Consider the following 12,098-nt stretch of genomic DNA (forward strand, 5'->3'; position numbering starts at 1 on the left):
GCACACCGGCCCCTTGGCAGTTCCGAGTCATAGTCTACAAATGCAATTGCAAATCATTTGCAATAATACTTGACGATGTCCTTGTTCTTCGTATTCTGTGGCGGCCTTACGAGAAGAACGGACCTTCAGATGCTTTTCATACCCGATAATGTTCGCCGCCGCCTGCTCACAGAACGGGATCAACATCCGGGCACTGCTGTTACGGTCAGGGATCGTATCAAGAATGCGGGCCTGAGACCGACAAAACAGCGTCTGGCGCTGGGTCATATCCTGTTTAAGGAACAGCAGGGCCATACAACAGCTGATCAGCTTCACCGGGAGACGGTCAGATCGGGTGCGCGCATGTCGCTTGCGACAGTTTACAATACGCTCAACCAGTTTGCCGATGCCGGGCTTCTCTCGAGGGTCAATCTCGATGGCGAACAGAGCTATTTCGACATCAACACCAGCAACCACCACCACTTCCATCTGCAGGCGACGGGACTCCTGATCGATATTCCAGCGGAGGAACTGACCTTCGGAAAATTGCCCTCCCCGCCGGACGGTTACAGAATATCCAAGATCGATGTACTGATCGGGCTCGAACCAGTTATCGAAGCAGACTGCCCTCTCTCGGTCGCGTGTACGGTTTGCGGCGGACGCGAGGAAGCGGAGAGCGGCTGCGCAGGACCAAAGCCGCATACGTGGAATGAAAAAAGGCCCCGTCAATGACAAGGCCTCTTTCACTGTTCAAAGAAAGCTTATTTGGCTTTTTCGTAGAGTTCGAGAACATAATCCCAGTTGATGAGACTGTCGACGAACGCTTCGAGATACTTCGGACGGGCATTGCGGTAATCGATGTAGTAGGAATGTTCCCAGACATCGACGCCGAGGATCGGCGTTGCGCCATGAACCAGCGGGTTTTCGCCGTTTGGTGTCTTGGAGATTTCAAGCTTGCCGTCCTTGACGGAGAGCCAAGCCCAACCGGAGCCGAACTGAGTGGTACCGGCAGCGATGAAATCGGTGCGGAATTTGTCGTAGCCGCCCAGATCCGATTCAACGGCCTTTTCCAGAGCGCCCGGAAGCTTCTTGCCGCCGCCGTTCTTCTTCAGCCAATGCCAGAAATGCAGATGGTTGTAATGCTGGCCGGCATTGTTGAAAAGACCGGCGTTCTTGCCATAGGACTGCTTGACGATCTCTTCAAGCGAGAGATTTTCAAGACCGGCTTCGGCAGCCAGTTTGTTGCCGTTGTCAACATAAGCCTTGTGATGCTTGTCATGATGATATTCCAGCGTCTCGCGCGACATGAAGGGGGCGAGTGCGTCGTAATCATACGGCAGTGCGGGCAGTTCGAAAGCCATGGAAGTCTCCTCTTCGATTCAATCTGTGATCGGGATTGGCACCGGATGTTCCCCGTTGCGGGGTGATGGCCAATCCTGACAAAACCTGCGTTCGTTACATAGGTCCGTATTTCCCCGGGGGCAATGCGGAACGGATCAATATTTCGGTTTGACCCCGATTCAGCGTTAAATTTTCGGCGTGGAGTGGGCGAACTCCCAATACAGCTCCCTCGCCTTCTTCGCGATCGGACCCGGCTGAAGGTCGCGACCTTCAATACGGGTAACGGGCACAACCTTCGAATGGTTCCCGGTGGAAAAAATCTCATCGGCTGTCAGGAAGTCCTGAACCGTCAGCGTGGCCTGCGTTGTGCGGAAACCATAATCGGCCAATACGTCAATGGTACGAGCACGGGTGATCCCCGAAAGGAACGTGCCATTGGGCGCCGGTGTAAAAATATGACCGTCCTTGACCATGAAAATATTGGAGCTTCCAGTCTCGGCAACGTTGCCCAGCATGTCCAGGACAAGCGTATTGTCGAAACCGCGCGATCTGGCCTCTAGAATGGCGCGACCATTGTTCGGATAGAGACAGCCAGCCTTCGCATTGGTCGGCATAGTCTCGAAACTCGGGCGGCGGAAGGGTGAGACTGTCACGGAGAAACCCGTTGGCTCCTGCATGGGGGATTCGTAAAGGCTGAGGCAAAAGCGTGTCGAATCCGGATCCGCAGGTACGCCCATGTAGCCGCCATGCTCGGCCCAGTACATCGGCCGGATGTAGACGGCAGTCTTCCCATCGAATTTCTTCAGGCCGTCGCGGGCGAGACCGGCAATTTCCTCGGCACTCATGGTCGGGTCAAGACCAAGGGCAATTGCCGATGCGTTGACGCGTGCACAGTGCCGGTCAAGGTCCGGTGAAACGCCTTCAAACCAGCGTCCACCGTCGAAAACCGATGACCCCAGCCACATGGCGTGACTGCGCGGCCCGATCAGCGGCACGTTTCCTTCGTGCCAGTCGCCTTCGACATAGGTCCAGGTGGTTGATTGTGCTGCTGTATTGACTGCCATGAGAGTGATTCCGTCGCTGTGTGTCTGTTGCGCTATCGAAGGGTTATTCGATCATAAGGTCAATGCTTCTGGCGTGAAGGGAAGCAATTTACGGCAAGCAAAGCGCTCCAATCGGCACTTTTTGAGGGCTAAACAGGCACCTCCGGTGGAACGAATTTGACATTCGCATCCCATTTGACATCACGCAGGGCGCGCAAATGTCAGAATCAGGGGTCCACTACCACTTTTGGTGAATTGCGCTGACGAACGTTGCAGACCACAAATCACATTACAGCCTGACACCGGTGTCATTTCCGGCCTTCACAAGCTGTAAAAGCCTCCGCGTCAGTATTTCCCTCACCCCCGGCTCGGTGCGGATGGCAGGCAGGTCCCGTTCGCGGGGCCTGCCCTTCTTCTCGCGAGAAGGAACAGCAAACAAAAAAGGCCGGAGAATCGCATCTCCGGCCGGTGTTGTCCGTGTGTTTTCGAATGATTACATAACCAGGATAGGCGTCTTGTTCGGGACGCGATCATAGAGATCGATAATATCCTGGTTGATCAGCCGCACGCAGCCGGAAGATACGGCCTTGCCGATGGACCACCATTCCGGCGAACCGTGCAGACGATAAAGCGTATCCTGGCCATTCTGGAAGATGTAAAGCGCGCGGGCACCGAGCGGATTGGTCAATCCGGGCTGCATGCCGCCGTTGCGGGCGCTGTACTGTACCAGCTCAGGCTGACGGGCAACCATCTCATCCGGCGGAGTCCAGGTTGGCCAATGGCGCTTCCACTGGATAACGGCGCGGCCGGACCAGGCAAAACCTTCGCGACCGATGCCGACGCCGTAGCGGATCGCCTGACCGCCTTCACGAACCAGATAGAGGAATTTGTTCTGGGTATCGACAACGATCGTGCCCGGCTGTTCGCCGGTTGGATCCTGCACGATCTGACGCAGATAGCGCTTGTCCATTCTCTTGATGGGAATAGCAGGCAGTTGGAAGCCGTCATCCTCCCGCGCCGCATACATGGCATCGTAGGAACCAAAGGCAGGATCGACATCGGCCTGCGGCGCCAGCGGCCTGCCATTATCGTCGACCTGAATAACCGGCATATCCGGGATGGCGGCACATCCGGCAAGGCCGACGGCCGCCGTTGCGGTCAATGCAGTCAGGAAACCGCGGCGGGAAATCGTGTTTTGCATCATTGAACCAATTTAACGGTGGGAGATAGGTTGCGAGATAACATGGATCGGGTTTACCACCCCTAAACGCACATAAATTGTGGCAGCGAACCGTTGGCAATAGGGCGTAAACAAGGCGGCCAGGCGAGTGTTGCCGAGCCGCAACAGAAACGCCCTGCCCCCAGTGCTTTGGTCGTTCAACCGGTGATAAACAATTTGTGAGGCCATATCCCGATCGCTTTGCTGCACGACTCACCTGTCATCATAGCGGAAATCCGACACCCCCGGCAGTCCGGCAATATCCTTCAAAGATATACCTGCCGACTTGCCCCTGACATAACGGTCCATGAAAGCCAGACTCGTCTCGACGATCCGTTTGCGCGTGAACAAGCCAAGGTCTGTCCATGTCAAATGGCCGGCACCGGTGAATTCGACATAGTATTTCGGTCCCTTCGACAGGTCATAGCCACCGCCCGGCCTTCTCACCTTGGGCGTTACAAAGATATCCCGCGTTCCGCCCTGATACATTACCGGTGCACTCAGATGCTGCAAGGCATTAGTCTTCAGATAGGGGCCGACATAGGGAGACAGGGCGAGCGTCGCTTTGACCCCATTCACACGCCAGCTTGGCCAGGCACCGCTCATACCCAGTACCGTATAACCGCCGAGCGAATGGCCAACGAGGCCCATCTCGTTCCAGTTGATCTTGCTGTCCCACTGCTTCTGGCTCTTCAGGGCGGAAATGACTTTCCTGAAATCATCGGCCCGGTTGCGGAAAGTGGTGTCCATCCAGCGTTCCGGCTTGCGCAATGCAACCTGCGGCTTGTCCCAGATGTTCTGGTCACCATTGTTGCAGGTCGCATCATGATGGTTCGGCGCAAAGACGATGTAGCCCGCATCCGCAAAGGCGCGCATGAGAAACTTGGATTGGGTCGAGCAACCATGAAAGCCGTGGGAGAAGAAAATGACGGGCTGGCGCGCGATCGTCCGCTGGTCCGGTTCCCATACGTGGACATGGACACCCCCGATAACCTCTTCGCTGTCCTTGGCAAAGGCTGTTCCGGCAACAGCGGCAAGAGCAGCCAGCGCAACGGTCGCGATTCGAAAAAACCTTTGAGCGAGGGGCACGGATGATATTGCTGTTTTCATTTTGCTTTGTCCGGATTGATCGATGGCGTTCAGGTTCGTCCATCGCTGAACGTCAGCCAACATCCTTTTGTTGCGAATGAAATTGGAAAACACAATCGGATACCGGCGGATTTGGGGCGCGCAATACAAAAAGCCGGCACTGCGTTCCCGCAGCGCCGGCTTTCGCATATTGTTTCCATCAGCGGCGGCTAAGGCTCCCGAGAATGCCACGTACCAATGCGCGGCCAAGTGAGCTTCCCACCGAACGGACAACGGATTTCATGGCTGCTTCCGCTACGGTCTGGCGGGCTCGAGGCTGACCACCGCGCGGGCCCGGCTTGCGGCTGCCACCGCCCAGAATGTCCGGCAGGCTCCAGCCGCTTGTGCTGTCAGCCTCCTGCCCTTGCGCAGTCTCGGTTTCCGTCTGCACCTGCGCCGCCTTCTTCTGCAGGAGCTCATAGGCGGATTCGCGGTCGATCATTTCGTCATATTGGCCGGCAACGGGGCTGCCACTGATCAGTTTCTGCCGCTCGTCCGGTGTCAGCGGCCCTATGCGGCCTGCCGGCGGGCGAATGAGCGTGCGCTGCACGATGGAAGGCACGCCCTTGTCAGCCAGTGTCGAGACCAGCGCTTCACCCGTGGCCAGATTGGTGATCGCAGCGAATGTATTGAAATCCGGGTTGGCCCGGAATGTATCGGCGGCCGTCTTCACCGCATTCTGCTCGCGCGGCGTATAAGCGCGCAGCGCATGCTGCAGGCGATTACCAAGCTGCGCCAGCACTGTTTCCGGCACATCGAGCGGATTCTGCGAGATGAAGTACACGCCCACGCCTTTCGAACGGATCAGGCGAACCACCTGCTCCACACGGTCCAAGAGAGCTTTCGGCGCTTCGTTGAAAAGGAGATGCGCCTCATCGAAGAAAAAGACGAGCCGCGGTTTTTCGGGATCGCCGATTTCAGGCAGCTCCTCGAACAGCTCGGACAGCAGCCAGAGCAGGAATGTCGAATACAGCCGCGGATTCATCATCAGCTTGTCGGCTGCCAGCACACTGACCACACCGCGGCCATTAGTATTGGTACGCATGATATCGGCAATCTTGAGCGCCGGTTCGCCAAAGAATTTTGTGCCGCCCTGCTGTTCAAGCACCAGAAGCGAGCGCTGGATCGCACCCACGGATGGCTTGGTTACGTTGCCGTAGCGCGCGGAAATCTCCTCGGCACGCTCGGCAATATTGACCAGCAGGGATTGCAGGTCCTTCATGTCGAGCAGCAGCAGCCCCTCTTCATCGGCGATCTTGAACGCGATGTTCATGATGCCTTCCTGTGCGTCGGTGAGGTTCATCAGGCGCGACAGCAGCAAAGGTCCCATTTCGGAAATGGTGGCGCGGATCGGATGGCCCTGCTCGCCGAAAATATCCCAGAAGATCACCGGTGAGGCATCGAGTTCGTAGGGATCGAGCTTCACATCGGCTGCACGCTTGACGAGAAAGTCCTTCTCCTCGCCCTTGGCGCCGATGCCGGACAGGTCGCCCTTGATATCGGCACAGAAAACCGGAACGCCAGCGCGCGAAAATCCTTCGGCCAGAACCTGCAACGTGACAGTCTTGCCCGTACCCGTCGCGCCGGTGATCAACCCGTGCCTGTTGCCGTATTTCAGCAGCAGGGCTTCCGCCTGCTGATAGCTGTCATCGGGCTTGCGGCTCGCACCAAGGAAGATTCTGTCGTCAGCTGCCATGTGGATTGATCCTCTTCACTGCGGTGTCTCTGCCTTCCGATATAAAGGCCCGATGCCGGAGGGACAATGCCTTAGTCGTTCAAGCATCGATATGATTAAAAAGCTTCGCAGAAAGTGCTGACGTTTTCGTGTCATCTTCGCATGCCACATTTGGGCAACATTTGGTCATTCGCCGCTCGAAAGACAGCATGCCCGCTGGTCCAGATTGACGCAGTGGCTTGCAAGGCAAACAATATCCGCATATTACGTAAACGTAATTCATGACAGACGGGAGATTAGGCTCATGGACGAACTTATCGCGCGTATTACCGCCAATGTCGGCACCGATCCAGAGACGGCACGCAAGGCCGTTGGCCTGATTCTGGCGTTTCTTGAAAAGGAAGGCCCTGCAAAGGCATCCGAGCTGATCAGCAGCATTCCGGGTGCAGATGCAGCCATTGCCGATGCTAAAGACGGCGGCGGTTTCCTGTCGGGCCTGATGCCAGGCGTCATGGGCCTCGGCTCCAAGCTGATGGGCGCAGGACTCGGCATGAGCGAGATCTCCGGCATTTCCAAGGAAACCATTGCCTTTGCCCGTGAAAAGGCTGGCAGCGAAGCGGTTGACGAAGTCGTCAACTCGATTCCGGGCCTCAGCCAGTTCGTCTAAGACGCATGGCTCAGCCACTTGAAAACGCCATCTCAAACGCGCGCCCTTTGGCGCGCGTTTTTGCTTGTGCGCTTGGCTTGGGTTTGCTGTTGACCGGTCCGGCGCTCGCGGAAGTTCGTCTCGGCAAGAATGTCCGCATCTTCGGACATGACTTTTCCCACCGGACCTACAAGCGCGTCGAGATCGAAACCACGCACAAGCGACCGCCATGGTATGGCTGCCGCATCTTCAACAAGGGATCGGTCTACCAGGGCAAGGCCATCCGTGAACGGACAGAGATCTGTAATTTGAAGCCTGTGCCGCGGGCGAAGCGGCGATAGCATCTTCGGACATAGTTGCTGCAAAACCATGGTTCGTGGTTTTGCAGCCCAAAAAACCCTCCCCATCACCCCCGGCCAAACCAAAGGGATGATGGAGAAGGATGGACTTCACGCCGTCTTGCTTGCCGGGACCGTCACGAGATTGACCAGCACCGCTACTGCGATATTGGCTGCCAGAGCCAGAAGCCCGATATAGACGGTAAACGGTGCACCACCAAGGCTCAGAGCCTGCAACGGCTTCAAGCCATTGATCCAGACCAGATAGGTACCACCCACGAAGCCGACGAGCCAGCCCGCCAGCAGTCCGGGGGCGCGGAACCACTTGGAATAGAGGCCGAAGACCAGCGCCGGAAGCGTTTGCAGAATCCAGATGCCGCCGAGCAATTGCAGATCCAGCGCGAACTGTGTCGGCAGGAATGCGATCACCAGCAGCGCGCCGATCTTGACGACCAGCGACGTTATCTTGGCGACCTTCGCCTCCCCCGCATCCGTCACTTGAGGATTGACATAGGCTTTCCAGAAATTGCGGGTGAAGAGGTTGGAGGCACCGATGCTCATCACCGCCGCAGGCACCAGCGCACCGATGGCAATGGCGGCAAAGGCAAAACCCGCAAACCAGCTCGGGAACAATGTCTGGAACAGCGCCGGAACAACCTGGTTCGGACTGGAGACATTGAGATGCGCGGCATGACCCATGTAACCAAGCAGGGCAAGCAGGCCGAGGAGCAGCGTATAGGCCGGCAGCATCACCGCATTCTTGCGGATGGTATTGCCGCTGTTCGAGGCGAAAATGCCGGTCAGCGTGTGCGGATACATGAAGGCCGCCAATGCCGAACCAAGAGCAAGGGTTGCATAGGCCACGTACTGGTTGCCGCCGAGAAGCAGATCGCCTGAGCCTTTCGCCTTGAAGGCCGCGTCCGCCGACGCGAACACGTTGGCATAACCGCCAAGTTTCGAGGGAATCAGAGCAACGGCAGCGATCACCGCGATATAGATCATGATGTCCTTGACGAAGGCGATCAGCGCGGGGGCGCGCAGGCCCGCCGAATAGGTGTAGAGCGCCAGAATGATGAAGGCGACCGCCAACGGCAACTCCCCGGTCAATCCCAACGCCTGGAGCACGGCGGCCATACCGACCAGCTGCAGCGCGATATAGGGCATGGTTGCAATCACGCCGGTCAGCGCAACCGCCAGTTCCAGCCCACGCGATCCATATTGCCCGAACACCACGTCACCGGCGGTGACATATCCATTGTCCTTGGCCCGCTTCCACAGGAGCGGCATAACCATGAAGACGAAAGGATAGACGATGATCGTATAGGGCAGCGCGAAGAAACCGTAGGCACCGACAGCGTAGACCAGCGCCGGAACCGCGATGACCGTATAGGCCGTATAAAAATCACCGCCAACGAGAAACCATGTGATCCACGTGCCGAAATTACGGCCGCCCAGACCCCATTCATCGATATGCGCCATGTTTTTGGGCGCACGCCAGCGTGAAGCAACGAAACCAAGCACGGTAACAAGGGCAAAGAAGAAAACGAAAACCGAGACGGCCACCGGATCAAGACTAGTCGTCATAGCGCACACTCCGGTAGACGATCCACGTTACGAACGCGGTCAGCGGCACAAAAGCCAGCTGGTACCAGTAGAAGAAAGGGAAGCCGAACAATTCAGGTTCACGCGAATTATAAAAGGGAACCCAGAGCAGTCCGATGTAAGGAATCACAAGCAGCCACAATATGGCCCTTTTTGAACCTTTTTCCATGGATATGTCCTCTTGAAATTGAACTTGAGGCAAGATGAAACCAAAGAGTTTCATTAATAGGCCACGTTATCGTTTGCGCAAGACGCGATTGATACGGGCAGCGCCCGGATTTGGGTTCAAATGCGCATTATCAACAACGTTCTTATCCGGTCTGTGGCAATTCGTGATCACCATACGCTTGAGACATAAACAAATTAGTAACCAAGATTCTTCATGCTCCCGGGCAGTCGGCAATTGACGCCAGACACGCGTTCTTCGTGCCTGATGGTTGAGTATTGGCCGTGGCGACCCCCCTTTGGGGCACGTCGCAGGTTTGAGTAAGCGTTTGGAAAAAGAGTAAATGGCGTTCGCGACCGATACATTCAGTCAGGGTGGCACCTTTAATAGTTTGGCTTTCCGCTTGGGCAAATCTCGCGGGTCGCTTGTCAGCGCGATTGCCATTGGCGTCGGCATTGCTGCGACTGTCTGGATACTGGCAACAGTCAGCACGACGCAGAAAATGGTCAGCTCCCTCGCATCGGGACCCAGCATCGTCCGGCAGGGTGTCCACGCATTCGAAACCATCGCCCTTGTTAATCCGCGTGAGCCTGTGGTGCGCAGACAGAGCACCGCCGCACTGGCAATGCTCAATCCCGATTTGAAGCACCGCATTCCGCACGGCACGACCATCGCCGCGAAAAGCAACGGCATGGCGGATCGTGTCATTGTCACGCATGACGACGCCTTCGCCGAACCTGCCTCGGCCCTCGTCCTGATTGAAACCTCTCCGTTGCCCGAATCTACGGTAACTGCGCTTCTCAATACGCCGTCCGGCCCGATCGACGACAGCGCGCGGAATGCAATCCAATCCGCTTTGGCCAACGGTACCTTGGCGCTTGCAGCCGATGGCCAGAGACTTGATATCAAGCCGGTGGGTTCCATTCCGCTGCCCGAAGATGCACCTGTGAGAAAGAACCTCGAAGTTGCCGCAGCGGGCGCAGCCCTCGCCTCGGCACCCGACAATCCGTTCAACGCCCAGCCTGATCTGGTGGATGTCCGCCGGCATGAACCCGAGATCCCGCTGCTGGCAAGCTACGCCCCGTCGGCGACCGAGAGCAACCCGATGATGGGACCGCTTGCGCCGGATCTGGAAGCCTCTGTCCCTGTCCCAGAGAACGCGCCGGACCGCAACACAGCCGGCGTTGCGCCGGATGATGGCGCTTCTTCCGATGACGATCAGGACTCGATCGATGTTCCCCTCCCGACACGGCGGCCGAAACTTGCGACAGAAAGCTTCCCGCCAGCACCGATGGCGCCTGCAAACAAGCGCCCCGACGTGAAGCTCGCGTCGATACGCCCGAATGACGCCGCCATTGAAAGCATGCCCGGCTCGAGAGGCTTGGGCTCGCTGTTCGGTTCGCGCAATCGCGTTGCTGTCTATGATATCTCCGCCCGCACGGTTTATCTGCCCAATGGCGAACGTCTTGAGGCGCATTCGGGCCTTGGCCACATGCTGGACAATCCCCGCTACACACGGGAACCCAATCGCGGCCCGACGCCGCCGCACACCTATGATCTTACGATGCGGGAACAGTTGTTCCATGGCGTTGCGGCGATCCGTCTGACACCTATTGACGGCAGAAATGCTTTTGGCCGCAACGGCCTTCTTGCCCACACCTATATGCTCGGACCGCGGGGCGATTCGAACGGTTGCGTGGTTTTCAAGGATTACCGTCGCTTCCTGAAGGCTTTCCAGAGAGGCGAAGTCACACGACTCATGGTCGTCAACAGTATGTCATCGGCATCATCACGCATTGCGACGCGCTGATTCTGCAGTCTGATCGAAGTAACGCCTGCATCTACGGAATCGCCTGGGAGGATCCAGCGGGATTTTCCGGAGGTTTCATGAAGAACTGTTAACGCACGCCCAGAAACAATCGCAGATTCCGGCGCTTGTCACTGTATCGTCAGCCATGATTTTCAAACAAATAAACATGAGATTCTTATTAATCTACGGGTTTTCTGTCTTCAATTTTTGTTGCACAGTGCGGTAAGAACAACAAAAAATTTTAATCTTTGGACCAACGTGTCTTACAGGAGAAACCATGGGCCCGAGTGATTTTGGATTTTCCGCCGCTGCCCGTGCCGGGATGATGCAGGAAGCCTACAGGCAACAGGACGAATTCAACCGGCAGCGGCAGGAGGTCCAGAATTATGCTTCCTCCATCAATGACAAGCGAACCGACTGGAACCTGATCGATGCCAAGGAGTATGGGGTTTCAGTCAGCACGCCGGTAGCCAAACTGGGTGTCAGTCTCGGGCGCATAACCATTCCCATGATCAACAGGAAAACCGGTGAACAGACAACGTTCACAGGAGGCGGTCTGGGCGGAACGATAGGGATCACGTTCGGCTTCAGTGTCCTCAGCGTCAAGGTCAAGGATTTCAAGGTCAAAGGGTCCAACGAGCTGGCAAAACTGCCTTCCACCGGCGAACCGATCGGACCGGTGCCGGGAACACCGCTGATTGACGGCGAGATCGGAGTGCCGATTTTCAAGGGACCCTACTGGAAAGATTCAGACGGGCTGGACCAGTTCCGCGGCGCTGTCGGCATTACAACCGGCACTCTGATGACACCAAGCCGCGAGTCGATTGGCATTTTCAATCTGGTTTCCAACCTGTTCAAGGATCCCAAATCGCTGATCCCGAAAACGCACAATCTGGTGGCTCTGACATTCTACAACTGGAAAGCCGTGCCATTCCTGCTCAATCCGCCGACTACGGTTATGGCGAATCGCTATATCGAGGCTATTGCGCTGTGCACCAAGGAAGGCCATGGCGGCAATCTTGCGGGTATTCAGGGTAAGCAGGCCTTTTTCCTGGTTTCCAAGGATTGACGCTCTCCGGAGCCTGTCGAGCGGGTTAGGTCGTATAGCCATAAATCTGATTGAAATGGTATGAGGCCATTTCCATCAGATT

Annotated in this window: 12 protein-coding genes; 5 read left to right on the top strand and 7 right to left on the bottom strand. The window is 56.6% G+C overall.

Features of this window, described 5'->3' with window-relative positions:
• Window positions 1-129 precede the first annotated feature (129 nt).
• Entirely contained in the window at window positions 130-711 is a 582-nt protein-coding gene (gene irrA / locus FHW16_RS02015) for an iron response transcriptional regulator IrrA (RefSeq protein WP_182547497.1), read from the top strand.
• 29 nt (window positions 712-740) lie between these two features.
• Here the strand turns inward: irrA and FHW16_RS02020 are convergent, their stop codons facing one another.
• The 5 genes from FHW16_RS02020 to FHW16_RS02040 all read right to left on the bottom strand — a co-directional run bounded on the left by FHW16_RS02020 (window position 741) and on the right by FHW16_RS02040 (window position 6,406).
• On the bottom strand, window positions 741-1,340 hold the full coding sequence (locus tag FHW16_RS02020) for a superoxide dismutase (RefSeq protein WP_182547498.1): 600 nt from the start codon (window positions 1,338-1,340) through the stop codon (window positions 741-743).
• 165 nt (window positions 1,341-1,505) lie between these two features.
• On the bottom strand, window positions 1,506-2,384 hold the full coding sequence (locus FHW16_RS02025) for a branched-chain amino acid aminotransferase (RefSeq protein ID WP_182547499.1): 879 nt from the start codon (window positions 2,382-2,384) through the stop codon (window positions 1,506-1,508).
• Between the two features lie 472 nt (window positions 2,385-2,856).
• Window positions 2,857-3,564 carry a L,D-transpeptidase family protein gene (locus FHW16_RS02030; RefSeq protein WP_182547500.1) on the bottom strand — a complete coding sequence of 236 codons (708 nt, stop codon included), beginning with the start codon at window positions 3,562-3,564 and terminating at the stop codon, window positions 2,857-2,859.
• Between the two features lie 231 nt (window positions 3,565-3,795).
• Window positions 3,796-4,692 (bottom strand): alpha/beta hydrolase family protein, encoded by an 897-nt coding sequence (locus FHW16_RS02035; protein WP_182547501.1) that lies wholly within the window; start codon window positions 4,690-4,692, stop codon window positions 3,796-3,798.
• A 178-nt stretch (window positions 4,693-4,870) separates the two neighbouring features.
• A complete protein-coding gene (locus FHW16_RS02040) occupies window positions 4,871-6,406 on the bottom strand; it encodes a helicase HerA-like C-terminal domain-containing protein (protein WP_182547502.1) in 1,536 nt (511 codons plus the stop codon).
• A 283-nt stretch (window positions 6,407-6,689) separates the two neighbouring features.
• Here FHW16_RS02040 and FHW16_RS02045 point away from each other — a divergent pair, with 283 nt between their 5' ends.
• Together FHW16_RS02045 and FHW16_RS02050 are read left to right on the top strand one after the other, a co-directional pair.
• Window positions 6,690-7,052 (top strand): DUF2267 domain-containing protein, encoded by a 363-nt coding sequence (locus FHW16_RS02045; protein WP_182547503.1) that lies wholly within the window; start codon window positions 6,690-6,692, stop codon window positions 7,050-7,052.
• Window positions 7,053-7,057: 5 nt separating this feature from the next.
• Window positions 7,058-7,372 carry a hypothetical protein gene (locus tag FHW16_RS02050; protein WP_182547504.1) on the top strand — a complete coding sequence of 105 codons (315 nt, stop codon included), beginning with the start codon at window positions 7,058-7,060 and terminating at the stop codon, window positions 7,370-7,372.
• A 108-nt stretch (window positions 7,373-7,480) separates the two neighbouring features.
• Here the strand turns inward: FHW16_RS02050 and mctP are convergent, their stop codons facing one another.
• Together mctP and FHW16_RS02060 are read right to left on the bottom strand one after the other, a co-directional pair.
• Window positions 7,481-8,953 carry a monocarboxylate uptake permease MctP gene (gene mctP, locus FHW16_RS02055; RefSeq protein WP_182547505.1) on the bottom strand — a complete coding sequence of 491 codons (1,473 nt, stop codon included), beginning with the start codon at window positions 8,951-8,953 and terminating at the stop codon, window positions 7,481-7,483.
• Window positions 8,943-9,140 (bottom strand): DUF3311 domain-containing protein, encoded by a 198-nt coding sequence (locus FHW16_RS02060; RefSeq protein ID WP_182547506.1) that lies wholly within the window; start codon window positions 9,138-9,140, stop codon window positions 8,943-8,945. The genes mctP and FHW16_RS02060 overlap by 11 nt, the downstream gene beginning before the upstream one ends.
• Window positions 9,141-9,480: 340 nt before the next feature.
• Between FHW16_RS02060 and FHW16_RS02065 the strand changes: the two genes are divergently transcribed.
• Together FHW16_RS02065 and FHW16_RS02070 are read left to right on the top strand one after the other, a co-directional pair.
• Window positions 9,481-10,947 carry a DUF2778 domain-containing protein gene (locus FHW16_RS02065; protein WP_246711603.1) on the top strand — a complete coding sequence of 489 codons (1,467 nt, stop codon included), beginning with the start codon at window positions 9,481-9,483 and terminating at the stop codon, window positions 10,945-10,947.
• Window positions 10,948-11,224: 277 nt separating this feature from the next.
• The gene (locus FHW16_RS02070) at window positions 11,225-12,016 is read left to right on the top strand and encodes a hypothetical protein (RefSeq protein ID WP_182547507.1); all 792 of its coding nucleotides are present in this window, start codon (window positions 11,225-11,227) and stop codon (window positions 12,014-12,016) included.
• The last annotated feature ends 82 nt before the right edge of the window (window positions 12,017-12,098 follow it).

Origin of the sequence: Phyllobacterium myrsinacearum (assembly GCF_014138285.1) — a bacterium.
Taxonomy (GTDB): domain Bacteria; phylum Pseudomonadota; class Alphaproteobacteria; order Rhizobiales; family Rhizobiaceae; genus Phyllobacterium; species Phyllobacterium myrsinacearum_A.